The sequence below is a fragment of the Luteibacter sp. UNC138MFCol5.1 genome (assembly GCF_900110505.1).
In the GTDB taxonomy this organism is placed as follows: domain Bacteria; phylum Pseudomonadota; class Gammaproteobacteria; order Xanthomonadales; family Rhodanobacteraceae; genus Luteibacter.
This window is the reverse complement of the sequence record NZ_FODZ01000002.1, coordinates 738,246-765,113: the sequence shown is the minus strand read 5'-3', so window position 1 is coordinate 765,113 and position 26,868 is coordinate 738,246. Positions and strand designations below refer to the sequence as shown.

Genomic DNA, 26,868 nt, shown 5'->3' with positions numbered 1-26,868 from the left:
GCTGCACGGAGCCGCGGACAGCGCCATCCCACCGATGACCAAGGTCCGTCAGCGAAGCCTTCGCAAACAGGCGCGTTCGCAGAGGCACCGCAGCCTTTTGTGGGAATGACCGTCGCGCAGTTCGCCTCTGCCATCTGCGCCCCTCGGTAGAGGACGCGACCAGGCAGGAAGAGTATGCGCCAAGACGCTCACTTGGACGGATGGCTTCGCTTAAGATTGCGTTTGCGATCCCGTGCCTAGAACAGCCCTTCCTGACCAATTAGGAGCTCTGCATGAATCGACTAGTGCTGGCCACGACTGTGCTTGCGGCCATGACAATCTTCGCCCATGCCCGCGCCGAAAACATCGCTACGCCTGACCGCGATGAAGCGGGCATCAAGTCTGTGATTGCTCAGTTCCAGGAGGCGCTCAAGGCTAAGAGCGAGAGCGGTCTCGCGAAACTCTTTACGAACCCGGATGCGCCGGTGACGGGCGCTGCGAGCCAAGCGGCGTTTGAGTTCGTGCGGGCAACAAAGAAAGCAGACGCTCCCAAGGTGCTCGATTCGACCGGCGGCAAATTTGCCGGTCAGATGGCTAAGCTCAAAATGACGGCAGAAGAAAAGTTCTCCAATGTCAAAATTGACTCTGACGGAACGGTGGCGGCTGTGTCATTCGACTTTACGTTTCTGGCAGATGGAAAGCCTGCGAACCTAGGCAAGGAGGCATGGCTCATGGTTAAGACAGAGCAAGGCTGGAAGATAAGCTCGATCGCCTACTCCATTAATTTTCCGCCTAAGACCCAAGGGTGAGTCAAAACAGGCATCCGAATCCTCGCATCGGCTCCCTGACCGCCATCCACCGAGTCTTTACGGCGTGCAGGGCGGGAGAGCTATAGCAGCTTGATGGTCCGCACTCGTGGTCCCACGGGGAGCGCCTTTTACAGGCCCTCCCGTTCGGACGAGGCCTGCTCGTGGCGCGCCGCATCATTGTCATGCCCTGAGCTTACTTCGCGGCCACACACAGAATCATGCGGCGCCGGCCTGGGGATGCTTCGGGAATTTCCACGCGGAATCTGCGGCCACAGCGCGGCCACAAATGAAAAAGGCCACCGAGGGTGGCCTAAGTCGCTTGAATAAATGGTGGCTCGGGACGGAATCGAACCGCCGACACGGGGATTTTCAATCCCCTGCTCTACCAACTGAGCTACCGAGCCACGAGTGCCTGCAACGAGCGTTGCGGCGTGTGGAGCCGCGTATTAAATCGGGTGTGGGCGTCGGCGTCAAGCGTCTCGTTCGGGCGGGACGTAACCGGCGGGCTGGACGACGTCGCCGCCGAAGAAGTACTTCTCCATTTCGCCGCTCAGGAACGTACGGGTCTTCGGGTCGAGCGGGGAGAGGCGCATCTCGTTGATGAGCATGGTCTGGTGGCTGAGCCACTGGGCCCAGGCTTCCTTCGAGACGTTCTCGTAGATGCGCTTGCCGAGGTCGCCGGGCCAGGGGGCGAAATCGAGGCCTTCGGCGTCGCGGCCGAGTTTCACGCAATGGACCATGCGCGTCATGGGGTGATCTCCGGAAGATGGTCGAGCAAGGTGCGGACGGGCGCCGGGAGGCCGAGCGAGGCGATGTCGTCGCGGTCGCACCAGCGGCGGTCGTCGCGTCCGGCCACGGCGGCGAGCGGGGCCGCATGGTCGAACAGGATGGGCGATACGTCCAGCCTGTAGTGGCTGAACACGTGGGTGAAGGCGGGGAGGGGATTCGCGTCGCCGACCGCGGCGAAGCCCGCCGCCACGTGCGGAGCGGCTTCCGCGTCCGCGGCTTCGGGCAGGCTCCACAGGCCGGACCAGACGCCCTGGGGGCCGCGTTTTTCGAGGAGGACGCGTCCGCTGCGATCGCGCAGCAGGAGCATCGCGAGCGCGCGCGTCGGCACTTTCTTGCCCGGCTTCGCGGTGGGCAGCACGGCGGTCAGCCCGTCGCGATGCGCGACGCACGTCGCCGCCTGCGGACAGAGCGGGCAGAGCGGCTTGCTGCGCACGCAGACGGTGGCACCGAGGTCCATGATCGCCTGCGTGTAGTCGGCGGTGCGCTCGGACGGCGTGTGTTCGTCCGCGTGCTTCCAGAGCTGCTTCTCGATGGCGCTTTCGCCGGGAAAGCCGACGATGCCGTGGTAGCGCGCGAGCACGCGCTTGACGTTGCCGTCGAGGATCGGGAAACGCAGTCCGTATGCCTGCGCGAGGATCGCGCCGGCCGTCGAGCGGCCGATACCCGGCAGCGCCATCAGGGCGTCGAGGTCGCGCGGCAGCTCGCCGCCGTGGCGTTCGACGCACAGTTGCGCGGCCCGATGGAGGAAGCGTGCGCGGCGGTAATACCCGAGGCCCGACCACAGCGCGAGCACCGTGTCTTCGTCGGCATCCGCGAGCGAGGCCAGCGTCGGCAGCCTATCGACGAATCGCTGGAAGTAGCCGATCACCGTGACCACCTGCGTCTGCTGCAGCATGATCTCCGAAAGCCACACGCGATAGGCGTCGCGCGGATGCTGCCACGGAAGATCCTTGCGCCCGTGGTGGTCGTACCAGCGCAGGAGTTCGCGCGCGAAGGGCTTCATGGCGTGGCGCTGGTGCTGGCAGGCGCCGGCGCGGTGCCGGCCGGCACGGGCACGTTGGGGGTGGCGTGGATGCGCAGGCCCGTCGCCTGCACGCCGCCGACGTCGAGCGTCTTCGCTTCGACGGTACCGAGCAACGGCGGGAGCGTCGGCCGGCCACCGGCACGGATGCCGCCCCACCACTCGCCGAGCGCGAGCGGAGGAATGCGCAGGTCGGTGTGGTCGTTTTCACCGTCGAGCTTGAGCGCGATGTAGAGGGGATCCCGCTGGTTGGCCGGTGTCACGTTGAGCACGATGTCGTAGGGCGCACCCGCTTCGCGCGTGACGCGGCCGGCGAGCGAAGCGCCGACGTCGGCCGCTCCGCGCCAGGTGGCCTCTCCGTGCAGCGTCGCGTCGAAGCGCGAGGCGCTGGCGACGTTGACCTTGGCGTCGCCGAGCGTCAGCACGCCGCGGCTCAGCGTCGGCGTGGTTTCGAGGTCCAGCGAGTAGGGCGTGGTATCGGCCGTATGCGCGGCGAAGGCCAGGGTGAATGGCCGGCCGTTCGCGAGGCGCCCGGCGTCGATGTCGACATCGGACAGCAGCAGCTGGTTACCGCGCGTCAGCGTGCCGCGCGATACGCGGAAGCCGGCGTCGATCGTCGGCAGGATGGCGCCGGCGGTCGACGGGCGCGGGGGCAGGGTGTCCAGGTAATCCGAAATGGCGTCGACATCGATGCGGGCGCCCTCGATCTCCAGACGGGAAATGCGGGCGTCGCCGCCGAGCAGCGTATGCCACGGCAGGACCAGCTTGCCGCGCGACGCGACGATGAGCGGCGCGCCGGCGCCATTCGCGCGCACGATCATGCCGTCGAGTTCCAGCGCGGGCTTCGGCCACAGCGTGGGGCTGGCCGGGCTGGCCAGCGTCAGCTCGAGTCCGGCGGCGCGCGCCCGCGACTGCAGCATCGCCGTGAAGCGGTCCGGCTGCAGCACGACGTAGGTGGCGATGAAGGCGGCGAGCACCAGCGCGAGCACGAGGCCGCCCGCGGCGATCAGGCCGATCCGCAGCCGCCTGTTCATCGGCACGCCGGGTCAGCCGCCAAGCGTGGCCGGGAGCAGGCCGTCGACGAAGGCTTCCGCGTCGAAGACGCGCAGGTCGGTGGCGGTTTCGCCAAGGCCGACGTAGCGGATGGGCAGGCCGAACTCGCGTGCCAGCGCGAACATGACGCCACCCTTCGCGGTGCCGTCGAGCTTGGTGACGACGAGGCCGGTCACGCCCGCCGTGTCGCGGAACTGACGCAGCTGGCTGATCGCGTTCTGGCCGGTGGTGCCGTCGATGACCATCAGCACCTCGTGCGGCGCGCTGGCGTCGAGTTTTTTCATCACCCGGCCGATCTTGCCCAGCTCGTCCATGAGGCCGCCCTGCGTGTGCAGGCGGCCGGCGGTGTCCGCGATAAGCACCTGCGCGCCGCGCGAACGCGCCGCCTGCAGGGCGTCGAAGATCACGCTGGCCGAATCGGCGTCCTGGCCCTGCGAGACGACGGGCACCTTGTTGCGCTCGCCCCAGGTCTTCAGCTGCTCGACGGCGGCGGCGCGGAACGTGTCGCCGGCGGCGAGCATCACGCTGCGGCCCTCGTCGGAGTAGCGCCGGGCGAGCTTGCCGATGGTCGTGGTCTTGCCGACGCCGTTGATGCCCACCGTGAGGATCACGAAAGGCGAGGGCGAACTGACGTCGAGCGGGCGCTCGACGGGCTTGAGCAAGGCCACGAGGGCCTCGCGCAGGGCCTTCAGCAGCGCGCCCGCATCGGCGAACTCGCGCTTGTGCATGCGCTTGCGCAGGTCCTCGACGAGGCGCGTGCTGGCATCGACGCCGACGTCGGCCGTGATCAGCGCGGTTTCCAGTTCGTCGAGCAGGTCGTCGTCGAGCTTCGGATGACGGACGAACAGCGACGTGAGGCTCTTCGCGAACCCGCTGCCGGAGAGACGCTCGCGCCAGCTGCGCTTGACCGGCTGTTCCGGTGCGGCGACGGCCTCGCGGGCCGCGTCCACGACGGCGGATTCCTCGGCCTCGGCCTCGACCTCGGGCGCCTGCGGCTCCGGCGCGGCGGTCTCGATCAGCGATTCGGCGATGGCCGGGCCGGGTTCGGCGGAGGCCGGGTCGGCGGATCGATCGACGAGCGCCTCGGGCGCCGGCGATTCGGTCGGCGTGGGTTCCGCGGGCTTCTTCTTCCAGAACTTGAGCATTGCGCGAGGGATTCAAAGACAATGGGCGAATGCTATCACCCCCGCCCTCACTGGCCGCTGAGCGATGAGCGCTCCCGGCCGCATCCGCGTCATCGGCGGATCCCTTCGCAACTCGCGGATCGAGGTGCCCGACCTGCCGGGTCTGCGGCCCACGACGGATCGCGTCCGCGAAACCCTGTTCAACTGGCTGCTGCCCGTGGTGGAAGGGGCGCGTTGCCTCGATCTGTTCGCCGGCACGGGGGCGCTCGGTATCGAGGCGCTGTCGCGCGGCGCGGCCGGCGTCACCTTCGTGGAGCGCGAGCCGCGTCTCGTGGCGGCGTTGAAGGCCAACCTCGTCCGCCTGAAGGCGACGGGCGGCGAGGTCGCCGGCGACGATGCGGCCCGCTGGCTGCGCGGCGCCGCGCGGCCGTTCGACCTCGTCTTCCTCGATCCCCCGTTCGCGCTCGATCTGTGGGCCGATACGGCCCGGGCGCTGGAGGATGGCGGCTGGCTGTCGCCGCGCGCGTGGATCTACGTCGAAGCCCCGCGCGGCGCGGCCTTCGCCCTGCCCGACACCTGGCTGCCACACCGGCAGGGAACGGCAGGGGAGGTGGCCTACACCCTCTATCGCCGCACACCGGCCGATCCGTTAAGCTAGCCCGCGTTTTCCCTGACCCGTCCCTTCATGACTCTCTCGCCGGCCAATCCGCGACTTGCCGTCTATCCCGGCACGTTCGATCCCATCACGAACGGGCACGCCGACCTCGTGTCGCGCGCGGCGCCGCTGTTCGACCGGATCGTGGTCGCCGTGGCCGAGAGCCGCAGCAAGGGTCCGGGCTTCAGCCTCGGCGAGCGCATCGCGCTGGCGAGGCTGGCGCTGGCCGACCTGCCGAACGTGGAAGTGCGCGGTTTCGACTGCCTGCTCGCCGACTTCGTCACGGAGATCGGCGCGGGCGTGATCCTTCGCGGCCTGCGCGCCGTGTCGGATTTCGAATACGAATTCCAGCTCGCCAGCATGAACCGTCACCTGATTCCCCAGGCCGAGACGCTGTTCCTGACCCCGGCCGAGCAATACAGCTTCATCTCCTCCTCGCTCGTGCGTGAAATCGGTCGCCTGGGTGGCGATATCTCCGGCTTCGTGCATCCGGCGGTGCAGCAGGCCATGCGTCAGCGTTGGCGCAACTCTTGAAAACAAAGGTGATCATCATGCGTAAGTTCGTCCTCGCCGCGTCCGTGGCCCTGACCGCCGCCCTGGCCCTCACGGCCTGCAACAAGTCGGAAGACGCCGATCAGGCTGCCACGCAGCAGGAAGCCGCCGTCGCGAAGCCGACCAACCCGACCGATACGAAGGCCTGGAGCCAGTACTTCGGCCAGATCGTGCGCAAGAACATGCAGGGCATGACGGCCGACCGTCCGTTCCCGTACTTCGTGCCGGCCGGCGACGACCAGGCGGGTCAGGACGGCCGCGCCCGTCAGCTCGAGAACGTGCAGGGCACCGTCGCCCGCGGCGTCACCCCGGGCAACATGCTCGTGTTCGGTGGCCCGGAATCGGCCAAGACGGCCGATCTGATCGTCGAGGCGTTCAAGGGCGCCAACGCCGGCTCGTTCAAGAACGTGATCGTGCTGTTCATCGGCGACCAGGCCGACCAGCAGCGCGTGGCCGATGCGCTGGCGCCGAGCGGCGCGACGTTCCGTTTCGTCGCGATGTAATCGGGCCGGATTCACGGCCGCGAAGGAGGGCGCCGCTTGCGGCGCCCTTTTTCATGCCTGCCAGCAGGGAAGGCCGTACCGCGCTAAAATGCCGGCCATGTCCCTGATGATCCTCGACACCTGCGTCAACTGCGACGTCTGCGAGCCCGTGTGCCCGAACAAGGCCATCTCGCTGGGCGAGCAGTATTACGTGATCGATCCGAACCTCTGCACCGAGTGCGTCGGCCACTTCGACAACCCTCAGTGCGTGGAAGTCTGCCCGGTCGAATGCATTCCGCACGATCCCGATCACGTCGAGACGAACGAGCAGCTCATGCTCAAGTACGAGCACCTGATGGCCCGCGCGGCGTCCTGAGGCGGCATGGGTTAATCTCGGGGGTTGAAGATATTTCCCGGAGATCCATCCCCATGGTTCATGCCCCGTCGTGGCGCATCGTCGCCGCGAGCCTGTTCCTCGTCGCCGGCGCCGGACATGCCGCCGCCCAGGATGCGCTTTCCGCGGCGCGCGGTCCCGGCCATGCCGCCATCGCCAGCGCGAATTTCCTCGCGACCAATGCCGGCTTCGAAGTGCTGGCCAAGGGCGGCAACGCGTTCGATGCCGCGATCGCGGTCTCGTCGACCCTCGCGGTCGTCGAACAGCAGAGTTCCGGCATCGGCGGTGGCTTCATGGCGCTGCTGCACCGGGCGTCCGACAAGCGCGACGTCTTCATCGACGCACGCGAGACCGCGCCGAAAGCCGTCGACATGAAGGTGTACGTCGGCAAGGACGGCAAGCCGAACCGCGACGTGTCGACCAACGGACCGTTGTCGGCCGGCATTCCTGGCGAGCCCGCCGGCCTCGCGTGGATGGCGGAGCACTACGGCAAGCTGCCGCTGTCGGTGTCGCTCGCGCCCGCGATCCGCATCGCGAAGGAAGGCTTCCAGCCCGACAAGCGTTTCCTCGGTGCGATCGACGACCGCAAGGACACGCTGGCGCGTTATCCCGCCTCCGCCGCCCTTTATCTGCCGGATGGCAAGGTGCCGGCGCAGGGCTGGACGCTGCGCCAGCCGGACCTCGCGAAGACGCTCGAGCGCATCGCCGCGAAGGGCGCGGACGGCTTCTACAAGGGCGAAACCGCGAAGCTGCTGGTCTCCGCCTCGCGCGAGGCCGGTGGCAACTGGACGGCCGCGGACCTGGAAGCCTACAAGGTGAAGGAGCGCGAGCCGCTCACGGTCGACTACAAGGGCTACCGCATCGTCACCGCGCCGCCGCCGTCGTCGGGTGGCGTCGCCATCGCGGAAATCCTCAACATCCTCTCGGGTTTCGACCTCACGAAGATGGACCTCGCGCATTCGACGCACCTCACCATCGAAGCGATGCGGCGCGCGTTCCGCGATCACAACGAATACCTGGGCGACCCTGATTTCGTGAAGATGCCGCTCGACATGCTGCTGTCGCGCCATTACGCCGACGGGCTGCGCGCCACCATCTCGCCGGACAAGGCCACGCCCTCCGACCTGCTGCCGACGTCCATGGCGCCGGAGCCGGGCATGCACACGACCCACTTCTCGGTGATCGATGCCGACGGCAACATGGTCGCGTCGACGCTGACCGTGAACCTCGAGTTCGGTTCGGCGTTCGTCGCGAAGGGCACGGGCGTGGTGCTGAACGACGAGATGGACGACTTCGCGCTCGTGCCGGGCCAGCCGAACGCGTTCGGTCTGCGCGGCGCGCTCGCGAACGCGCCCGAGCCGGGCAAGCGGATGCTGTCGTCGATGTCGCCGAGCTTCGTGCTGGGCGCGAACCGCACGGCCGTCATCGGCTCGCCAGGCGGTTCGACGATCATCACGCAGGTGCTCGAAGGCATTCTCGCTTTCGTGGACGGCAAGAGCGCCTCCGAGATCACGGCGCAGAAGCGCTACCACCACCAGTACCTCCCGGACCGCGTCGACGTGGAAGACGGCGTGTTCGACGCAGCGACGACGAAGACGCTGGTCGACATGGGACACGTGCTGCGCAACCGCTCGCCCTGGGGCTTCATGAACGTGGTCACGTGGGATCACCGGACGAACACGCTGGATGCCGCGAGCGATCCGCGCCGTCCGTCCGGTCTGGGCAAGGTGCAATAAGGTCGTCGCGATGAAACTCTGGTCCTTGATCGGCAATTCCCAGCAGCTGGACGGCGGCGCCATGTTCGGCAACGCGCCGCGCGCGATGTGGTCCCGCTGGATCGCGCCGGACGAACACAATCGCATCCCGCTGGCCTGCCGCTGTTTGCTGGTGACCGGTCTCGACGGGCGCAACGTGCTGTTCGAAACCGGTATCGGCGCCTTCTTCGAACCTGCGATGCGCGAGCGCTACGGCGTGGTGGAGGATCGGCATGTGTTGCTCGATTCGCTCGCCGGGGCAGGCCTGTCGCACGAGGACATCGACGCCGTGGTGCTCTCGCACCTGCACTTCGATCACGCCGGCGGACTGCTCGCGCCATGGGCGGAGGGCGAGGCACCGCGGCTGCTGTTTCCCAATGCGCGCTTCCTGGTGGGCGCGGAACACTGGGCGCGAGCGCGCGATCCGCACCCGCGCGACCGGGCCTCGTTCATCCCGGACATCATCCGCCTGCTCGAGGAGAGCGGACGGCTGGAACGGGTCGAGGCCGGCGTCCCGTCGTCGCTGGGCGATGCCGTGCGCTTCGAATTTTCGGAAGGGCATACGCCCGGACTGATGCTCGCCGAGGTGGGTGGCGTGGTCTTCTGCGCCGACCTCATTCCGGGGCGTGCGTGGGTGCACCTGCCGGTGACGATGGGATACGACCGCTGGCCGGAAAAACTCATCGACGAGAAAAAGACATTCCTTGACGACAAGATGGCCCGGGGCGTGAGGCTTTTTTTCACGCACGATCATGGCTGCGCGCTCGCGGCGGTGGAAAAGGATGCTAAAGGCCGCTACACGGCGGTCGATACGCTGGATAGGCTGGACGGGCTAGAGGCCCGCGCCGGCGCATGACGGGGGCAGGATGACGTCGACGTACAAGGTGAAGCATGGCGGCATGGCCTGGGGCACGCGCCTCGCGGGCGCCGTGCTGTTGCTCGCGGGGCTGGGCCTCATCGCGTGGAACGAGCGCCGGGTGATGGATTACGCCGCCGCGATCCAGCGGCATGGCGCGCCGGTGCTCGATCTCGGTGCCGCCGGCCGACCGGCCGCCGGACAGTACGGCTCGCAGACGCGCGTGAGCGGCATGCCGCAGATCGTCGATGCGCCGCGTGACCCGGAATTCAACGTGCGCGCGGACACCCCGATCCTGGTCCGCCATGTCGAAATGTTCCAGTGGCGCGAAATCACCGTCGGCGGTGCCACGCATTACGAGCTCGACTGGGTCGATCGTCCGATCGATGCCTCGACGTTCGCCCGGCCGGCCGGCCACGTGAACCCGGGCGCTTTCCCCATCCAGGGCAGGCAGTTCGAGGCAGGCGAAGTGAAGCTCGGCAATTTCAGACTGTCGGAGAAGATTCTCCGCGCATTCCCTGGCCGTACCACCGTGGCGCCGGACGAAAAGACATTGCCCGCCAATCTGGCCGCGACGTTCCAGCGCGTGGACGATGCGCTGGTCACCAGCGCCAAACCCGCGCATCCGCGACTGGGCGACCTGCGCGTCAGCTGGGAGGCTGTTCCCCTGCAGTCGATGACCGTGCTCGCCCGGATCGACGGCGACACGCTGATCCCCGCGCCCGCGAAGGAGGGCGACGCCGGATTCGACGTGCAGGTCGGCGAACGCAGCCTGCTGGAGGTGGTGCCGGCGCTTCCCGAGCCGCCGCAGGCCGTGCTTCCGCTGCGCGTCATCGCCTTCTTGCTCTCGAGCACTGGCGCGCTGCTGCTCGCGCTCACCGGCCGGATGCGACGCGACGCGTTGTTCGCCCTGGGTATCGGTGCTGTCGTCGTGTCGGCGGTCGCAGGCGTCATGTGGCTCGCCGGCGACGCCATGGCCGCCAGCGTCTGGCTGCTTTTCGCGGTACTCGGTGCAGGCCTCGCCATCTGGCGGGTGCAACAACGCACCGCGCAGGTTCACTGAGGGAGTCGTCCATGCGTATCACCGGACTGTATGCGGCATTGCTGGTGCTCATCACGCTGGGCCTGGCGGTTCGCGTCATGCTCCTGCGCAAGCGAACCAGCATCGGCCTTGGCGACGGCGGCGACCGGACGGTGGCATGCGCGGTCCGCAGTCATGGCAATGCCATCGAGTACATCCCGCTGGCGCTGATCCTGCTGCTGATCCTCGAACTCAACCAGACCATGCCGCTGTTGCTGCATGTCTTCGGTATCGCGCTCATCGTCGCGCGACTGCTGCACGCGTTCGGTCTGTCGCGCTCACCCGGGATCTCGGCGGGCCGCGCCATCGGCGCGGCCCTGACCCTGTTGGCCATGGTGGCGATGGCATTGCTGCTCGTCTGGCAATACCTGGTGATCCACGTGATCACCGCGTCCGGGGTCTGACCGCTCAGGCTTCCGCCGTCTGCGTGCCGTCCGCGAACGCGTAGACGTGGTCGGCCCAGCTGGCCGCCTCGACGTACACCGTGGCCATCTTGGCCACGTGTTCCTCGTCGAGCGTCGAGCCGTTCTCAAGCTCGCCCTGCTCCCAATGGCGGATCTGGTCGAGGATCGCGGCGAAGGGTCCGGTGCCGTCCAGGAGCGCTTCGCGGATCTCGATCGCCAGCGGCAGGTGTTCGAGCACGTAGGACATCGAGGCGTTCATCAGCGTGTCGAGCAGCGAGAACAGGCCGGCGGTGAACGCCATTTCCTGGAGCTCGGGCTTGATGGCACGCGCGAGCTTCTCGCACATGTGCGCGCGAATGAGGGCGAGGCGGAGCAGTTCGGGCGGACGTTCGTCCATGCCCGAGACGGCCATGGTGAAGATCCAGTTGCGCATGCGGTTGACGCCGAAGAACACGGCCGCCTGTTCCACGGACTTGAGCTGGCGGGGCAGGGCGAAATACGCGGAGTTGACGCAGCCGAGCAGCTTGTAGCTGAGGATCGCGTCGTCGCGGATGATCTTGCCCAGTTCGACGGGACCGTTGTCGGGATCCTGCAGCGCACCCATGAGACGCAGCACGCCCAGCTTGCTCGGCGTGAGGCGTGGCATGTCCACGCGTTCCGGACGCAGCAGGTACTTGCCCTGGAACCCATCGACGTCCTGGTCGGCGTAGTCGACGAACGTCTCGTGCGTGTCGATGCCGGTCACGATCACCTTCACGCCGAACGCGTGGACGTAATCCATGTGTGCGCGCGCGGCGACGGGATGGCGGTGATCCACCGCGATCTTGGCGAACTGGACGATGCGCAGCAGCGCGTCGACGCCGGCGCGATGCTCGGGATCGGCGGGGAGGTTAAAGTCCTCGAGCATGAACAGGCAGCCGTGCCCCTTCAGCTCGCGCAGTTTCGCCAGCAGCTGTTCGTCGAGACCGACGTCGGCGCTGATGCTGGCGCCGAGACGCGCGTTGTGGCGGAGGATGTCCGCGTGCTCCATGAGCAGGTCGCGGGACATGTGCAGGAACGCGCGGTTGTCTCGGACCAGGCGCTTGAGGCTGCCGTCGGCGATGGCGCTCAGGGTGGCCTGGGTATGTGCGAGGGAGGCGGCGTCGATGTCGCTGCCGACCGGGCGCGGAAAGAGCAGTTCGTAGGCGAACAGCGACTGCTTCTTGTCGAGGATGGGAATGCGGACGATCGGAAGGATGCCGTCGTCGTTCACCGCTGTCGGCTGGGGAGTTGCTGCCATTGCTTCCTTCTTGCGCCGTCTTGGGTGAGCTTGATTGTCGCTGTTCTGTCGGGATCAGACCTGTGCAAGCGTCGCGGAACGGAGGTTTATCTTCGCCTCTCCGTTGCGGCCGTAAGTCGATCCACCGGGCGAATCGCCCGATATCAGGGCCAATGCCTGGCGCACGTGACCGATGCGCTGGCCGACGATGCGGCCGTTGGTTTCGTTGAGCTGCCTGCATTCGCGAAGGCGCTCGAAGACGACGACCCAGCGCGCGTCGGCGAGGCTGTCGAGACTGGCCGCCTCGCTGAGTTGGCGGCGCTCGACGTCGAGCGATTCGATGCGGTCGAGCAGCTCGCCCTTCGCGCGGGTCGCGGCGTCGAGCGCCTGCGGATCCGTGGCGTCGAGCGCGAGGCGTTCTTCGATGAGGCAGGCGTGCAGGGCGTCGATGTCACGCGCCAGGTCGCCCATCACGGCGACCAGCGCGGCATCGAAATCGGCGCCGTGCGCTGCGCTCATGCCTTGCCGCTACCCATCTGGCCTTCCAGCGCGAGAAACTTGCTGGCGATGGCCTGGGCGTCGGGCTTGTACGTGCCGTCGGCGAGGCGGGCGCGGATTTCGTCCACGCGCTTCGTGTCGATGCCTTCGCCGCGGCTGGCGGCGTCGAGCGCCTTGGCCGAATCGGTGATGCTGACGCTGTCGTCGGTCGGACGAACCGTGGCGGCGCCCTGCGCCGAACCGGCGGAACCGGTCGCGGGATTCTGGGTGCGCAGCTGCACCTGCGGCTGGGGAGCCTGGATGCCGGGTTTGATCGTCGTCGTCATGGGTGTTTCCCTCGGAGCTTGTGTTCCGTCAGACCCTTTAACGGCAGCCTGTCGGCGAACTTTAACCGGCCCGGGGCCGGGGAATGTGACCGTGTCGCTGTTTCGTTCAGGGCAGTACCGCGACCACCCCGGGTCCGCTGACCACGGCGTCGAGCACCTTGCCCGACGACGCGTTGCGGACCTTGAGTCGTGCGCCCGCGTCGCCGGCGCCCATCGCGACGCCCTCGGCACGGATGGTGACGCCGTCGACGGTGGCTTCCATGCTCACCGCGTCGCCGATACGCACGGCCTGGCGTCCGGCCAGCATGCCAGGGGTCAGGACGGTGCCCGCGTTCAATGGCCGAGCAAGTGCGCGGCCGCCGATCTGGTCGAGGCTGGCGATGTAGCCATAGGCGAGGCTGGCGACGTCGCGCTCCTCGCTATGCACGTCGGCCGCGCCCGGACCGTCGCCCCGCGCCAGCGGGCGGCTGGTGACCAGCACGCTCGCGAACATCTGCACCTTGACCGGCACGCGGACGGTCCAGCCGCCGGGCACCGGGCAGCGCACGACGACACTGGCACGCGCGCCCAGCGGGCGGTTGCCCGGCAGCGACGCCTGCAACGGGGCGGCGCAATCCGCCAGGCGCAGGCGGTTGTCGAGCGGACCGGCTTCTGCAGTCATGCGGGCACCGGGAAGATTGCGGTTCGCCTGCAGCCAGTCCACCGCCAGCGCGCGCACGGCGTCCAGCGACTGCGTCGCCGCCGCGGGAAGCGGGCAGGCGAGCAGCGCGGGAAGCACGACGCCGGCGGCGAGGAGACGATGGATCACGCCGCGCGCTCCGCGAGCGAGGCGGAGAGGCCCTGGGCGATGGCGTCGAGCTCGCGCGTCAGGCCCGGAAGCATATGGCTGGCGTCGGCGTGACGCCCTTCGCCGAGCGTGATCGCGTACTGCGATGCGAGTACGGAGAAGCGCTCGCCGGCGGCCCGGACGCCATCGGCCGTGCCGTCCGGGCGCAACGCGCGCAGCTGGTCGATGCAGCGCATCAGCGGCGTGGTATCGAGCCAGCGACGATCGAGGCCCGACGGATCGCGCGAGGCGAGCTCGAGCGCGTAGCGCAGGCCCTGGCTCGCTTCGCGGATCATCTGGCTGAGGCTGGCGGCGTCGAGATTGCCTTCCGTTTCCAGGCGGGCGAGGCCGAGCCGGTGCGCGAGCACCGCGGCGCGCGCGGCGGCGTCGGCCTGACGGCGTGCCTCGTTGGTGACACGGCCCAGCGAGGCCTGCGTCGACTGGATGGTGGCGACACGGCCCGTGAGGGCGGACATGCCTTCGCGGGCGGCGTCGAGGCTGCCACGGGCGCCGCGGACCGCGTCGTCGACGCGCCCCAGTGAGGCCTGCATGCCCGCGATGCCCGCCTGGGACTGGTCGAGGCGGCGAAGGCTGGTCTGGACCGCGTCGTCCAGGTGACCGGCGAATTCGCCGACCGCCTGCGTGACCTGGTCGATCTCCGCGGTGGCCTGCGTGGTCTTCTCGGCCAGCTGCTTGACCTCGTCGGCCACGACCGCGAACCCACGGCCGGCCTCGCCGGCGCGGGCCGCCTCGATCGCGGCGTTCAGCGCGACGAGGTTGGTCTGGTGCGCGATGTCCTGCACCGTGGCCGTCAGCTTGCGGATGGCCGTGAAGTATTCGGAGAACTGCGCGTGGTTGCGGCTCATGCCCGACAGGGCGCTCCGCAGAAGACGCAGCTGGCCGTCGAGTTCGGCCGAGGTCGCCTGACCCTGGCCGCCGGCGTCGGCCATGCCGGCCACGCCCGCGTGGGCCTGGTCGATGGCCGTCGAAATCCTGGCGCCGGCTTCCGTCAAACGACCGGCGGTATCGCGGGCGCCCTCGACGGCCGCGCCGAGTTCCTGCAGCGTCGCGCCGAGCGCCTGCGCGTTCGTCAGGACCATCCCCTGCTGCTCGATCGCCTGGATGGTGGTCGCCGCCACGGTGCGCGGTTCCGCGGGCTTGAGCAGCGCGCCGAGCGCGCTGGCGGCCGCCGGGTACTGGGCGGACAGCGCACGGACGCGCGCGGCGTCGCCGCTGGCGGCCGCGTGGGCGATGAGACGGACGTGCTGGCTCCAGAGGAGGGTCATGGCTTCGCTTTCGCTTGTTTTAGTGGTCGCCCCAGTAGATCGTCAGGGGGCGTGACATCTTGAGCCATGCAATCCACATGCCACGGCCCGGCTACAGAAACGCGCCGGCTGGCCGATACGGTTCGCGACACCATCCGCAGACGCCGCGCAGCCATGGCCCGACCGCTCCTCGACACCGTCGAAACCTTCACCCGGCTGGCCGGGCACAACCGCGTGGCGATGCTGCTGTTCCGCCTGGGCGACGGCCAGGCCTTCGGCATCAACGTCTTCAAGGTGCGCGAAGTGCTGCGCCGGCCGCGGCTGGAGCGCATGCCGAGCATGCACGCGCTGGTCGCGGGCAGCTTCGACTACCGCGGCAACACCATTCCCGTGATCGACCTCGCGGCCGCCATGGGCTACCCACCGCTCGCCGCGGTGGAGACGGCGCACCTGATCGTGACCGAGTTCAATCGCTCGGTGCAGGGTTTTCTGGTGTCCGACGTCGACCGCATCGTGCATGTCGACGGTGCCAACATGACGGCGCCGCCCGCCGCGCTGGGTTACGGCGCCCGCGTCAACGCCGTCACGCGGCTCGATGGCGACCTCCTCGCGGTGGTCGACGTGGAGCAGGTGCTGGCGAGCGTCGACCCCCAGGCGGTCGAGCTCTCGGACCGCATCCAGCAGGCCGCCGTGGTCCAGCACGCGCGCAACCGCCGGGTGCTGGTGGTCGACGATTCCCTCGTGGCACGCACGCAGCTGGTCGACCTGTTCCGCAAGATGGACCTCGAGTGCGTGGTGGCGAAGGACGGCCGTGAAGGCCTGGACGTGCTCGGCACCCTGGCCATGGGCCCGGTCGACGAGCGCGTGGCGCTGGTCGTGTCCGACATCGAAATGCCCCTGATGGACGGCTACGCCCTCACGCGCGCCATCCGCGACGACGCGCAGCTGCGTCATCTGAAGGTCCTGCTGCACAGCTCCCTGAGCGGGGTGTTCAACGAGGCGATGGTCGACCGCGTCGGCGCCGACCGCTTCATCGCCAAGTTCCAGCCCGACATCCTGGCGACGACCGTCCTCGAACTGCTCCCGGCCTGATCGCCGGGCGACGGATCACCGTCGTCACAGCGCGTACGGCGCGTCGGAATTCCGGCGCCAGTCGGTTCGACCCCGCTCCCCGATCCCGGAAAACGGCGCCACGGCGCCGTTTTTCGTGGCCGTCGCATGCATGGCACGCGACTTGCTCCTGCCTCTTCGCCAAGGTCACGAGGGGGCAGGACCCATGCTCGACAAACCCGATTCGCTGTTCGGCGTCCACGCGCAGGCCCTGGGCCTGTGGCAGCGCCGTGCCGAGGTGATCTCCTCGAACCTCGCCAACGCCGATACGCCAGGCTTCCTGGCCCGCGACCTCGACTTCCGCAAGGTGATGGCCGCGGCGACCGGCGCCGTGGAGGGCAATGCCTTGCCCATGACCGCGACCTCGTCGGGGCACATCGGCGGCAATCCCGCGGTGGCCCTCGCCGACGCCGACCGCATGGCCTACCGGGTCGAGACCCAGCCCACCATGGACGGCAACACCGTCGACACGCAGGTCGAGCAGGCGCAGTTCGCGGCCAACGCGATCCACTACCAGGCCTCGCTCGGCTTCATCAACGGCCAGATCCACACCATGCGTCTTGCGATCACCGGGAGCAGCTCATGAGCCTGATCAAGATTTTCGACGTCGCCGGCTCCGGCATGGCCGCGCAGTCCGCGCGCCTGAACACCACCGCCAGCAACATGGCCAACGCCGACAGCGTCGCCAGCAGCGAGGCGGCCGCCTACCACGCGAAGCAGCCGCTGTTCTCCGCGGTGCAGCAGCAGGTCAACGGCCAGATGGAGAACGCGGGCGTGCGCACGATGGGGGTGACGGAAAGCCAGGCGCCCATCCAGTCGCGCTTCGAGCCCTCCAATCCGCTCGCGGACGAAAGCGGCTACGTCTATTCAAGCAACGTCAACCCGGTCGACGAGCTGGTCAACATGATCTCCGCGTCGCGCTCCTACCAGAACAACGTCGAAGTCATGAACAGCGCCAAGCAGCTCATGCAGAAGACGCTCGACCTCGGCAAGTAAGGACCAACCCATGGCAGTCGATTCCATCGGTAGTGGCAGCGCGGCGGCCTCGTCGTCCAGCCAGCTCCAGCAGCAGACCCTGAGCCAGTCGGATTTCCTCAAGCTCATCGTCACGCAGATGACCAACCAGGATCCCACCAAGCCGATGGACGCCACCCAGACTGTCGCCCAGCTGGCGCAGTTCTCGCAGGTGGCCGCGACGCAGCAGCTCCAGCAGTCGTTCGACTCGCTGGCGAGCAACCTCAGCGGCGACCAGTTCGTGCGCGCGGCGTCGCTCGTCGGCACCGAGGTGCTGGTGCCGTCGAAGGCGGCGAAGCTGACGGATGGCACGCTCGGCGGCGCCGTGAACGTCGGCAATTCCGGTACGTACGTCAACGTGCAGATCAAGGACCAGGCGGGCAACGTCGTCCGCACGATGTCGCTCGGCCAGCCGGATGCCGGCCTCGTCAAGTTCACCTGGGACGGCAAGTCCGACGACGGCACGCAGCTCGCCGACGGCGTCTACCAGCTTTCCGCGACTTCCGGCGGAACCGCGATCGACACGTTCGTTCGCGGCAAGGTGGAAGGCGTCGGTGCTTCGGGCACCGACGGCACGTACCTGCAGGTGGCCGGCTACGGCGGCGCCCTGCTCAGTCAGATCGCGCAAATCCTGTAAGTACAGCGAGGAATCCACCATGCCTTTCGATATCGCCCTCAGCGGCATCAACGCGGCGTCCGCCGACCTCGAGGTCACCGCGAACAACATCGCCAACGTCAACACCGTCGGCTTCAAGGGCTCGCGCGCCGAGTTCTCGCAGGTCTACTCGGTGGCGGGACAGAACCTCTCGGCCAACGCGGCCGGTAGCGGCGTCCGCCTGACGAACATCGCCCAGCAGTTCAGCGACGGCAACAACACCCAGACCGGCAACTCGTACGATTTCGCGCTCAGCGGCGCGGGCTTCTTCACGATCCGCGACGGTTCCGGCTACTCGTACACGCGAGCGGGCAACTTCCATCCGGACGACAAGGGCAACATCGTCACGGCCACGGGCCAGTACGTGCAGGCGTATCCGCCGACCGCCTCGGGTGGCTTCGACATGAGCTCGCTCACCGACCTGAAGATCACCACCGGCACGAGCCCCGCGAAGGCCAGCTCGACCGTCTCGCTGACCGCGAACCTGTCGTCGAGCGCCACGGCGCCGACCGGCGGCGCGTTCGATCCGACGAACGACAAGACCTACAACTACCTCTCCACGTTCCAGGCCTACGATTCGCTGGGCGCGTCGCACACCACCAACGTGTACTACGTGAAGGACGCGACCAACCCGAACACGTGGAACGCGTACATGACCGTCGACGGCACGCAGGTCGGCGGCGCGCAGCCCATCGCGTTCACCAGCGGTGGCGCGATCACCACGCCGGTCGGCGGCAAGCTCAACTTCGGCGCGGCGTCCCCGAATCCGGGCGCGGCCCCGATCGACCTGACGATCGACGTGAACAAGGTCACGCAGTTCGGCGACACCTTCGCCACGACCGCCGCCCCGACCGACGGTTACGCCGCCGGCAAGTTCTCGAAGATCGACGTGGCGAAGGACGGCACCGTCTCGGCCATCTATTCGAACGGCGTGACCACGCCGCTGGGCCAGGTCGCCATCGCGACGTTCGCCAACAACCAGGGCCTGCGCCAGCTCAACGACACCAACTGGGTGCCGTCCTCGGAGTCGGGCCAGCCGATCCGTGGCGTGGCGAACTCGGGCGACGTCGGCACGGTGGTCGCGGGCTCGCTGGAGTCGTCCAACACGGCGGACCTCACGGCCCAGCTGGTCAACATGATCAAGGCGCAGCGCAACTACCAGGCGAACGCGCAGGTGATCTCGACCGACGACAAGCTGACCCAGACGATCATCAACATCCGCAACTAAGCGTGACGGCGGTACGCGGCACAGGCCGCGTACCGCCCATCAGACAGGGATCCCGCCATGGACCGCTCCGTATATGTCGCGATGACCGGCGCCACGCAGATCATGCGGGCGCAGGCCGAAGTGGCGCACAATCTCGCCAACGCCAACACCACCGGATTCAAGGCGGAGCTGTCCGCGTTCCAGAGCGTGCCGGTGCAGGGCGATGGCCTGCAGACGCGCATCAACGGCGTGGCGCAGGGCACGGGATGGGATACCACGCAGGGCACCCAGACGCAGACCGGCAACGACCTCGACGTATCCGTGCAGGGCAACGGCTGGATCGCCGTGCAGACGGCGAACGGCACCGAGGGCTACACGCGCGCCGGCAACCTGCGCATCGACGACCAGGGCCTCCTGACCGACGCGCGCGGCAACGCGGTGCTGGGCGGCGGCGGTCCCATCACCATCCCGCAGGCCTCCAGCGTGAAGATCGGCTCGGACGGAACGATCTCGATCGTGCCGCTGGGCGAATCGCCCGCGACGGTCGCCACGACCGACCGGATCAAGCTCGTCAATCCCGGCAACGACCAGATCAGCCTCGGATCGGACGGGCTGATGCACATGAAGGACGGCAGCCAGGCCCAGGCCGACGCCGACGTGAAGGTGGTCTCCGGCGCCATCGAAGCCAGCAACGTGAACCCTTCCGACGTGCTCGTGAAGATGATTTCGCTCTCCCGCGAGTTCGAAATGCAGGTTCGCTCGATCAAGACGGCCGACGAAAACGCCCAGTCGGCATCGAAATTGCTACAGGTGGGGTAACCACCGCCGCCGCGACGGAAACCCGTCGCCGGCACGTCAAGCGCGCACGCGCAGGAGTCAACGATGTTCACGTCCCTCTGGATCGCCAAGACCGGCCTCGATGCGCAGCAGACGCGCATGGACGTCGTCTCGAACAACCTGGCCAACACGAACACCACCGCGTTCAAGCGCTCGCGCGCGGAGTTCGAAGACCTCGCCTACCAGAACCGCGGCCAGGCCGGCGCGCAGACGACGGAACAGACGCAGTCGCCGACGGGCCTCATGATCGGCACCGGCGTGCGCGTGGTCGGCACGCAGAAGATGTTCGAGCAGGGCGGCGTGCAGCAGTCGGACAACCCCCTCGACGTCCGCATCGACGGCCGTGGCTTCCTGCAGGTGACGATGCCGGACGGCACCGTCGGCTACACGCGCGACGGTGGCCTCAAGCGCGACCAGGACGGCCAGATCGTCACCAACGACGGCTATCCGATCGAGCCGGCGATCACCATTCCCGCCAACGCGTCGACGATCAGCATCGGCAAGGATGGCACCGTCAGCGTGACGACGGCCGGCAGCGCGGCCTCGCAGCAGATCGGCACCATCCAGCTGGCCGACTTCGTCAACCCCGCGGGTCTCGAGCCGCGCGGCGACAACCTCTATCTCGAAACCGCCGCCAGCGGCGCCCCGCAGACGGGTACGGCCGGGCTCAATGGCCTGGGCACGATCCAGCAGAACTCCCTCGAAACGTCGAACGTCAACGTGGTCGAGGAGATGGTGAACATGATCGAGACGCAGCGCGCCTACGAGATGAATTCGAAAGCGATCTCCGCCGCGGACCAGATGCTCCAGTTCATCTCCAACAAGACCTGAGACACGTCATGAACCGTTTCTTCGTCCGCCTTCTCGCCGCCGCGCTGCCGCTCGCCACGCTCGCGGGCTGTGCGATCGTGCCGCCCACGCCGAAGCCGATGTATACGGCGACGCTTCCCGAAGAGCCCGCCGCGCAGCCGCGCGCCACCGGGTCCATCTATGCCGATCAGCAGTCGATGGAGCTGTTCGCCGACCCGCGCGCGCATCGCATCGGTGACATCCTGACGATCGCGCTGGTCGAGTCGACGCAGGCCAGCAAGAAGGCCGCGACCAGCACCAGCAAGAAGAACGGCAACAACATCGCATCGCCCACGATTCTCGGGCAGGGTCTGCGCATCGGCGGCAAGAGCGCCGACAGCGCGCTGTCCAGCAACAACGCGTTCGATGGCGACGGCGCGTCGAGCCAGAGCAACCAGCTGACCGGCGAGATCACCGTGACGGTGGCGCAGCGCCTGTCCAACGGCGCCCTCGTGGTGCGCGGCGAGAAGTGGCTCACGATCAACCAGGGCGAGGAGCTCGTGCGCATCTCGGGCATCGTCCGTCCGCAGGACATCGGCAACGACAACATCGTCGCGTCGAGCCGCGTCGCCGACGCCCGTATCGAATACGTGGGCAAGGGCACGCTCGCCGATTCGAACACGCGCGGCTGGCTGTCGCGCTTCTTCGACTCCAAGTGGATGCCGTTCTGATGAGCGCCATGCATCGCTTCCGCGCCATCGCGCGCACCGTCGCGGCCGTGCTCGCGCTCGGCGCCATCGTGCCGGCGCACGCCGACCGCATCCGCGATCTCGTGCAGGTTGGCGGCGTCCGCAGCAACCAGCTGATCGGCTACGGCCTCGTGGTCGGCCTCGACGGCAGCGGCGACCAGACCAGCCAGGCACCCTTCACGACGCAGAGCCTGGAGAACATGCTCCAGCAGTTCGGCGTCAACGTGCCGGCCAACGTCCGCCCGCAGCTGAAGAACGCCGCGGCCGTGACCATCACGGCCGAGCTTCCGCCGTTCGCCAAGCCCGGTCAGCGCATCGACGTCACCGTCGCCTCGATCGGCAACGCCAAGAGCATCCGCGGTGGCGAACTGCTCATGTCGCCCCTCAAGGGCGCCGATGGACAGGTCTACGCCATCGCCCAGGGCAGCGTCGTCGTCGGCGGCGTCAGCGCGCAGGGCAAGAGCGGCTCCAGCGTCCAGGTGAACATTTCCGCCAGCGGCCGCATTCCCGGTGGCGCGAGCATCGAGCGCAGCGTCGCCACGTCCTTCGACAAGGGTGGCGACCTCATGCTGAACCTCAACACGGCCGACTTCACCACCGCGGCGCGCATCGCGCAGGCCGTGAACCAGAACTTCGGCGCCGGAACGGCGAACGCCCTGGACTCCGGCTCGGTCGCGGTGCGCGCGCCGATGGATCCGTCGCAGCGCGTGTCCTGGCTGTCGACGATCCAGGCTCTGGAGGTCACGCCCGGCGACGCGCCGGCGCGCATCATCGTCAATTCGCGCACCGGCACGGTGGTCATCGGTTCCGACGTCAAGGTCGGGGCGGCCGCGGTCGCCCACGGCGCGATCCAGGTCACGATCAGCGAGCAGCCGCAGGTCAGCCAGCCGGCGCCGTTCAGCCGCGGGCAGACGGCGGTGGTCCCGAGCAGCCAGGTCGCCGTGAGCGAAGAGGGCGGCCACATGTTCAAGTTCGGCCCGGGCACCAGCCTCGACGCCATCGTGCGAGCGGTCAACCAGGTCGGGGCGTCGCCGAGCGACCTCATCTCCATCCTGCAGGCGCTCAAGGAATCCGGTGCCCTGCACGCCGAACTCGTGGTGATCTGACATGGCGATCACGGTCGACAACCAGCGGCTCGGTACCTACACGGACATGTCCGCGTTCGCCGGCCTGCGCTCGGCCGCGCAGACGGATTCGAAGACGGCCCTTCCGGTCGTCGCGAAGCAGTTCGAATCGATCTTCACCCAGATGATGCTGAAGTCCATGCGCGACGCGAGCGCGGCCATGGGCGACGACATCATGGGATCGCAGGCCGGCACGGCCTACCGCGACATGTTCGACCACCAGCTCTCGCTGACGTTGTCGCAGGGCAAGGGCATCGGTATCGCCGACATGCTCATCCGCCAGCTCGGCGGCGCCGCGCCGTCGACCGGCGGGTCCGCCGACCTCTTCGCCGGCGTCACCGGCGACGCCAGCACGGCGGCCGCGGTGTCGTCGCCGTCGGACCAGGAAAGCGGCCTGATGAACTCGCTCGAGCGCATGATCGGTCGCGCCGGGCGCGCCGTCGGCGAGGGAGCCAACGCGGTCGCCAACGCGGTGGGCAAGATGACCAGCCCCGAGGATTTCGTCCAGAAGCTCGCGCCGCACGCGATCGAGGCGGCGAAGAAGCTCGGCGTCTCCGTGCGCGCGCTCCTCGCGCAGGCGGCGCTCGAGACCGGCTGGGGCAAGCACATGCCCGCCCAGGGCGGCACCACCAGCTTCAACATGTTCGGCATCAAGGCGGGCAGCAGCTGGGACGGCAAGCGCGTCAACGTCCCGACGCTGGAATACGAAGACGGCGTGGCGGTGCGCAGGAAGGACAGCTTCCGCGCGTACGACTCGCCGTCCGAATCCTTCCAGGATTACGCCGACATGGTTTCGAGCAGTCCCCGCTACGCGGCGGCCGTGGGACGCGGCGACGATGTGGCCGGTTTCGCGTACGCGCTCGTCAAGGGCGGCTACGCGACCGATCCCAGCTACGCCAAGAAGCTCACCGATATCGCCAACGGTCCCGTCATGAAGCAGGCGCTCGCGGCGCTGGAACGCTTCGCCGAAGACCTCTGACGGAACGCAAGGTAAAGGATAACGACGATGGCCGATCTGCTCTCCACCGGAATTTCGGGCCTGCTTGCCTCGCAAGTCGGCCTGTCGACCGTCGGACACAACATCAGCAACGTCAACACCGCGGGTTACACGCGGCAGACGACGACCTTCAACGCGCGGGCCCCGCAGTTCAGCGGCGGCTACTACATCGGACAGGGCGCCGACGCGACCAGTGTCCAGCGCGCGTACAGCCAGTTCCTGACGCAAGCCGTCTGGTCGGCCAGTTCCGGGCAGAGCAGGGCGGTGCAGTACGCCGGTTTCACGGCCGCGGCGAACAATGCGGTCAGCGGCTCGGCGAACCTGCAGACGGCGCTCGATGGTTTCTTCGGCGCGGTCAGCGACGTCGCGAACGCGCCCATCGACACGGCGAGCCGCCAGGCGCTGATCGGCAAGGCGAACACGCTGGTGGCCACGTTCCGCTCGCTGTCGTCGCAGTTCCAGCAGATCGACAAGCAGACCAACCAGCAGATCAGCACGTCCGTCGACTCCATCAACAGCCTCGCCAAGAGCATCGCGGACCTCAACGGCCAGATCCAGCGCGCGTCCGTCGGCGGCGCGGCGCCGAACGACCTTCTCGACGCGCGCGACCAGGCGATTTCGCAGCTCTCGCAGATCGTCGGCGTCAACGTCAGCGATGCCGGCAACAACATGGTCACCGTCTCGGTAGGAAACGGCCTGCCGCTCGTGAACGGCACGGCGTCCACCCAGCTCTCCACCGCCAACAACCCGTACGACGCGTCCCGCCTCGAAGTGGTCGGCCCGAGCGGTTCGATCATCAGCAGCCAGCTCGGTTCCGGCTCGCTGGGCGCCACGTTCGATTTCCGCACGAACGTGCTGGATCCAGCGAGGAACCAGCTCGGGCGCGCGGCGATCGCGATGACGGACGCGTTCAACAAGCAGCACGCGCAGGGCATCGACCTCAATGGCGACGCCGGCGGCAAGTTCTTCGACATCGCCGATCCGGCGGTGCTCAACAACAGCAACAACAAGGGCAACGCGCAGGTCACGGCCACCGTCACCGACGTCGGCAAGCTCGGTGCCTCCGATTACATCGTGCGTTACGACGGTGCCAAGTGGGTGGTGTCGACCACCGCGGGCGTCACGGTGCCTTCCACGGGTACCGGCGCGCCCGGCGACCCGATCCTCATCGACGGCCTCGCGATCACGGTGCCCTCCGGTACCCCGCAGGCCGGCGACAGCGTGCAGATCCAGCCCACGCGCAACGCGGCCTCCACGATCAGCGTGGTTGTGTCCGATACCAACAAGATCGCGGCCTCCGGTCCGCTGGCGGCCACCAAGGCATCGACCAATACGGGCAAGGGCGTCCCCGGCAAGCTGACGGTGACGGACGTCGCGGATCCGAACTTCAGGACGCCCGTCGATATCGTCTTCGAATCGCCCACCACCTACCGGGTCAATGGAGGCCCACTGCAGAACTACACGGACGGCGACACGATCACCGGAAACGGCTGGACGCTAAAGCTGTCGGGTGTTCCTGCCGCTAACGACACGTTCTCCGTGAAGCCGGCGGGTTCGGCCAGCGGCGACAACGGGAACGCGCTCGCGCTGGCGGACGTCGCCAACAAGGGCGTGCTGGACAACGGCGTCACGACGGTGGGCAAGTCCTACAGCCAGCTGATCGCCCAGGTGGGCACGGCAGGCGCGCAGGCCAACACCGCGCTCGACGCGCAACAGAGCATCCTCGATCAGGCCATGGCGTCGCAGCAGAGCCTTTCCGGCGTCAACCTGGACGAAGAGGCCTCCAACCTGCTTCGTTTCCAGCAGGCGTACGCGGCGTCGGCGCAGGTGATCAACGCGGCCAACACCATTTTCGATTCCCTCCTGAGCGCGGTACGAGGCTGACGATGCGCATTTCAACGTCCTGGGGCCAGCAGCAGGCGGTCAACACGATGCTCGATCGCCAGTACCAGCTGTCGCAGACGCAGCTGGCGCTCGGCAACGGCAAGGCCATCCAGTCGCCCTCCGACAATCCCGCCGCCGCCGCGCGCGCGGTGGATACCAGTTCCGCCGCCGCGCAGAACGACCAGTACACGCGCAACATCCAGTCCGCGACGTCGCGCCTGTCGACCGAGGAGCAGGCACTGAACTCCGCGGGCGACATCCTCGATCGCATCCGCTCGATCACGCTCGAGGGCATGAACGGCACGCAGACCAACGAGTCGCGTCAGTCCATCGCCACCGAGCTGCGCCAGACGCTCAAGCAACTCGTGGCCCTCGCCAACACCCGCGACGGGCAGGGCGAGTACATTTTCGCCGGCAGCCGGACCAGTACGCAGCCCTTCACGATCGACGACCTCAGCGTCAGCTATGGCGGCGACCAGAACCAGCGCATGGTCGCCGCAGCGGCCGGCATGCAGGTGGCGACGGGCGACAGCGGTTCGGACGTCTTCATGCAGATCCGTGGCGGCAACGGCACCTTCATCACGTCGGCGGGCGCGGCCAATACCGGTACCGCGGTGGTGGGCGCGACATCGGTGACCGACGCCTCCGCGTGGGATGGCGGCAAGTATTCGATCACGTTCACGTCGCCGACCACGTACGAAGTGCGCGATGCGACCGATGCGACGCTGCCACCCGTCTCCACCGGCACCTACACCGGCGAAACCGGCACCATCAATTTCAAGGGTACGCAGCTCAACCTCACGGGCACGCCCGCGACGGGCGATACCTTCGCCGTCGCGCCGTCGTCATCGCAGGACGTCTTCTCGACGGTGGCTGGCATCATCGCCGCGTTCGAGACACCGGGTGGTGGCGCCCCGATGAACAACCAGATCAACGCGCAGCTGCAGAACCTGGATCAGGCCGCGACGAGTTTTCTCGACACGCGCACGAAGATCGGCGCGCGCATGAACACGCTCGATCAGCAGACGCAGATCGGCGCGGACGTCAGCCTGCAGTACGCCAGCACGCTGTCGAACCTCACCGAGCTCGACTACGCCAGTGCGTCGAGCAAGTTCGCGCAGCAGCAGACGGCACTCAATGCCGCGCAGCAGGCCTTCGTGAAGATGCAGGGCCTCACGCTGTTCAATTACCTCAAATAAGAACGTCGAGACGCGCGGCGACGTGCTTGGGGCGGCCTTAGGGCCGCCTTTTTTTATAGGCGCCGGGTAGGCCTCGACCTTGCCGTATTGCGGCATTGCATTCCTTGAAAAAAGGCCTAAACCCCTCGCCGGGTGTGCCGATAAATAACCCTGACAGCGGCCGGCACGGGCTTTCGG

The 26,868-nt window shown here is 67.8% G+C and carries 30 protein-coding genes and 1 tRNA gene; 21 read left to right on the top strand and 10 right to left on the bottom strand.

Annotated elements, in window-relative coordinates:
- Positions 1-272: 272 nt before the first annotated feature.
- Positions 273-788 (top strand): nuclear transport factor 2 family protein, encoded by a 516-nt coding sequence (locus BMY69_RS07910; RefSeq protein ID WP_090176786.1) that lies wholly within the window; start codon positions 273-275, stop codon positions 786-788.
- Positions 789-1,116: 328 nt separating this feature from the next.
- On the opposite strand, the gene BMY69_RS07905 is transcribed toward BMY69_RS07910, so the two are convergent.
- The 5 genes from BMY69_RS07905 to ftsY all read right to left on the bottom strand — a co-directional run bounded on the left by BMY69_RS07905 (position 1,117) and on the right by ftsY (position 4,796).
- A tRNA-Phe gene (locus BMY69_RS07905) sits at positions 1,117-1,192 on the bottom strand.
- A 66-nt stretch (positions 1,193-1,258) separates the two neighbouring features.
- Complete coding sequence (locus tag BMY69_RS07900; protein ID WP_090052042.1) at positions 1,259-1,537, bottom strand: oxidative damage protection protein; 279 nt, start codon at positions 1,535-1,537, stop codon at positions 1,259-1,261.
- Positions 1,534-2,580, bottom strand: coding sequence for an A/G-specific adenine glycosylase (gene mutY, locus BMY69_RS07895; protein WP_090176784.1), 1,047 nt, complete (start codon positions 2,578-2,580; stop codon positions 1,534-1,536). Before mutY ends, BMY69_RS07900 begins: the two co-directional genes overlap by 4 nt.
- Entirely contained in the window at positions 2,577-3,632 is a 1,056-nt protein-coding gene (locus tag BMY69_RS07890) for an AsmA family protein (protein ID WP_090176781.1), read from the bottom strand. Before BMY69_RS07890 ends, mutY begins: the two co-directional genes overlap by 4 nt.
- A 12-nt stretch (positions 3,633-3,644) precedes the next feature.
- The gene (gene ftsY / locus BMY69_RS07885) at positions 3,645-4,796 is read right to left on the bottom strand and encodes a signal recognition particle-docking protein FtsY (protein WP_090176779.1); all 1,152 of its coding nucleotides are present in this window, start codon (positions 4,794-4,796) and stop codon (positions 3,645-3,647) included.
- Between the two features lie 64 nt (positions 4,797-4,860).
- Between ftsY and rsmD the strand changes: the two genes are divergently transcribed.
- The 8 genes from rsmD to BMY69_RS07845 all read left to right on the top strand — a co-directional run bounded on the left by rsmD (position 4,861) and on the right by BMY69_RS07845 (position 10,953).
- Positions 4,861-5,433, top strand: a complete 573-nt coding sequence (rsmD, locus tag BMY69_RS07880; protein ID WP_090176776.1) for a 16S rRNA (guanine(966)-N(2))-methyltransferase RsmD — start codon at positions 4,861-4,863, stop codon at positions 5,431-5,433.
- Positions 5,434-5,460: 27 nt separating this feature from the next.
- A complete protein-coding gene (coaD, locus tag BMY69_RS07875) occupies positions 5,461-5,964 on the top strand; it encodes a pantetheine-phosphate adenylyltransferase (RefSeq protein WP_090052050.1) in 504 nt (167 codons plus the stop codon).
- A 17-nt stretch (positions 5,965-5,981) separates the two neighbouring features.
- Complete coding sequence (locus BMY69_RS07870; protein ID WP_090052052.1) at positions 5,982-6,485, top strand: hypothetical protein; 504 nt, start codon at positions 5,982-5,984, stop codon at positions 6,483-6,485.
- Between the two features lie 97 nt (positions 6,486-6,582).
- Positions 6,583-6,840, top strand: coding sequence for a YfhL family 4Fe-4S dicluster ferredoxin (locus BMY69_RS07865; RefSeq protein WP_090055532.1), 258 nt, complete (start codon positions 6,583-6,585; stop codon positions 6,838-6,840).
- A 53-nt stretch (positions 6,841-6,893) separates the two neighbouring features.
- On the top strand, positions 6,894-8,594 hold the full coding sequence (gene ggt / locus BMY69_RS07860) for a gamma-glutamyltransferase (RefSeq protein WP_090176773.1): 1,701 nt from the start codon (positions 6,894-6,896) through the stop codon (positions 8,592-8,594).
- Positions 8,595-8,604: 10 nt separating this feature from the next.
- Positions 8,605-9,468 (top strand): MBL fold metallo-hydrolase, encoded by an 864-nt coding sequence (locus tag BMY69_RS07855; protein WP_090176770.1) that lies wholly within the window; start codon positions 8,605-8,607, stop codon positions 9,466-9,468.
- 10 nt (positions 9,469-9,478) lie between these two features.
- Positions 9,479-10,531, top strand: coding sequence for a TMEM43 family protein (locus tag BMY69_RS07850; protein WP_255364491.1), 1,053 nt, complete (start codon positions 9,479-9,481; stop codon positions 10,529-10,531).
- 11 nt (positions 10,532-10,542) lie between these two features.
- The gene (locus tag BMY69_RS07845) at positions 10,543-10,953 is read left to right on the top strand and encodes an MAPEG family protein (protein ID WP_090176767.1); all 411 of its coding nucleotides are present in this window, start codon (positions 10,543-10,545) and stop codon (positions 10,951-10,953) included.
- Positions 10,954-10,957: 4 nt separating this feature from the next.
- Here BMY69_RS07845 and BMY69_RS07840 read toward each other — a convergent pair whose 3' ends face one another.
- The 5 genes from BMY69_RS07840 to BMY69_RS19760 all read right to left on the bottom strand — a co-directional run bounded on the left by BMY69_RS07840 (position 10,958) and on the right by BMY69_RS19760 (position 15,147).
- A complete protein-coding gene (locus BMY69_RS07840) occupies positions 10,958-12,232 on the bottom strand; it encodes an EAL and HDOD domain-containing protein (RefSeq protein WP_090052058.1) in 1,275 nt (424 codons plus the stop codon).
- A 54-nt stretch (positions 12,233-12,286) separates the two neighbouring features.
- Positions 12,287-12,730: a flagella synthesis protein FlgN gene (locus tag BMY69_RS07835; RefSeq protein ID WP_090052059.1), complete on the bottom strand. Its 444-nt coding sequence runs from the start codon at positions 12,728-12,730 to the stop codon at positions 12,287-12,289.
- Positions 12,727-13,035: a flagellar biosynthesis anti-sigma factor FlgM gene (flgM, locus tag BMY69_RS07830; protein WP_090052061.1), complete on the bottom strand. Its 309-nt coding sequence runs from the start codon at positions 13,033-13,035 to the stop codon at positions 12,727-12,729. The genes BMY69_RS07835 and flgM overlap by 4 nt, the downstream gene beginning before the upstream one ends.
- A 106-nt stretch (positions 13,036-13,141) precedes the next feature.
- Complete coding sequence (gene flgA, locus BMY69_RS07825) at positions 13,142-13,843, bottom strand: flagellar basal body P-ring formation chaperone FlgA (RefSeq protein WP_090176764.1); 702 nt, start codon at positions 13,841-13,843, stop codon at positions 13,142-13,144.
- Positions 13,840-15,147: a methyl-accepting chemotaxis protein gene (locus BMY69_RS19760; RefSeq protein ID WP_090176761.1), complete on the bottom strand. Its 1,308-nt coding sequence runs from the start codon at positions 15,145-15,147 to the stop codon at positions 13,840-13,842. Before BMY69_RS19760 ends, flgA begins: the two co-directional genes overlap by 4 nt.
- A gap of 153 nt (positions 15,148-15,300) precedes the next feature.
- Here BMY69_RS19760 and BMY69_RS07815 point away from each other — a divergent pair, with 153 nt between their 5' ends.
- The 12 genes from BMY69_RS07815 to flgL all read left to right on the top strand — a co-directional run bounded on the left by BMY69_RS07815 (position 15,301) and on the right by flgL (position 26,691).
- Positions 15,301-16,218, top strand: a complete 918-nt coding sequence (locus BMY69_RS07815; RefSeq protein ID WP_090176759.1) for a chemotaxis protein — start codon at positions 15,301-15,303, stop codon at positions 16,216-16,218.
- Positions 16,219-16,402: 184 nt separating this feature from the next.
- Positions 16,403-16,822: a flagellar basal body rod protein FlgB gene (flgB, locus tag BMY69_RS07810; protein ID WP_090052066.1), complete on the top strand. Its 420-nt coding sequence runs from the start codon at positions 16,403-16,405 to the stop codon at positions 16,820-16,822.
- Positions 16,819-17,232 carry a flagellar basal body rod protein FlgC gene (gene flgC, locus BMY69_RS07805; RefSeq protein ID WP_090052067.1) on the top strand — a complete coding sequence of 138 codons (414 nt, stop codon included), beginning with the start codon at positions 16,819-16,821 and terminating at the stop codon, positions 17,230-17,232. Before flgB ends, flgC begins: the two co-directional genes overlap by 4 nt.
- Before the next feature lie 10 nt (positions 17,233-17,242).
- Entirely contained in the window at positions 17,243-17,887 is a 645-nt protein-coding gene (locus BMY69_RS07800; RefSeq protein ID WP_090052069.1) for a flagellar hook assembly protein FlgD, read from the top strand.
- Positions 17,888-17,906: 19 nt separating this feature from the next.
- On the top strand, positions 17,907-19,133 hold the full coding sequence (gene flgE, locus BMY69_RS07795) for a flagellar hook protein FlgE (RefSeq protein WP_090176756.1): 1,227 nt from the start codon (positions 17,907-17,909) through the stop codon (positions 19,131-19,133).
- Between the two features lie 57 nt (positions 19,134-19,190).
- Positions 19,191-19,931: a flagellar basal-body rod protein FlgF gene (gene flgF, locus BMY69_RS07790; RefSeq protein ID WP_090176753.1), complete on the top strand. Its 741-nt coding sequence runs from the start codon at positions 19,191-19,193 to the stop codon at positions 19,929-19,931.
- A 63-nt stretch (positions 19,932-19,994) separates the two neighbouring features.
- Positions 19,995-20,780, top strand: coding sequence for a flagellar basal-body rod protein FlgG (gene flgG, locus BMY69_RS07785; protein ID WP_090052075.1), 786 nt, complete (start codon positions 19,995-19,997; stop codon positions 20,778-20,780).
- 8 nt (positions 20,781-20,788) lie between these two features.
- Positions 20,789-21,469, top strand: coding sequence for a flagellar basal body L-ring protein FlgH (gene flgH, locus BMY69_RS07780; RefSeq protein ID WP_090052077.1), 681 nt, complete (start codon positions 20,789-20,791; stop codon positions 21,467-21,469).
- 8 nt (positions 21,470-21,477) lie between these two features.
- Complete coding sequence (locus tag BMY69_RS07775) at positions 21,478-22,593, top strand: flagellar basal body P-ring protein FlgI (RefSeq protein ID WP_090176988.1); 1,116 nt, start codon at positions 21,478-21,480, stop codon at positions 22,591-22,593.
- 1 nt (position 22,594) lies between these two features.
- Complete coding sequence (flgJ, locus tag BMY69_RS07770; protein WP_090176751.1) at positions 22,595-23,590, top strand: flagellar assembly peptidoglycan hydrolase FlgJ; 996 nt, start codon at positions 22,595-22,597, stop codon at positions 23,588-23,590.
- A gap of 27 nt (positions 23,591-23,617) precedes the next feature.
- Positions 23,618-25,492 carry a flagellar hook-associated protein FlgK gene (gene flgK / locus BMY69_RS07765; protein WP_090176748.1) on the top strand — a complete coding sequence of 625 codons (1,875 nt, stop codon included), beginning with the start codon at positions 23,618-23,620 and terminating at the stop codon, positions 25,490-25,492.
- Positions 25,493-25,494: 2 nt separating this feature from the next.
- On the top strand, positions 25,495-26,691 hold the full coding sequence (gene flgL, locus BMY69_RS07760; protein ID WP_090176745.1) for a flagellar hook-associated protein FlgL: 1,197 nt from the start codon (positions 25,495-25,497) through the stop codon (positions 26,689-26,691).
- Positions 26,692-26,868: the final 177 nt, after the last annotated feature.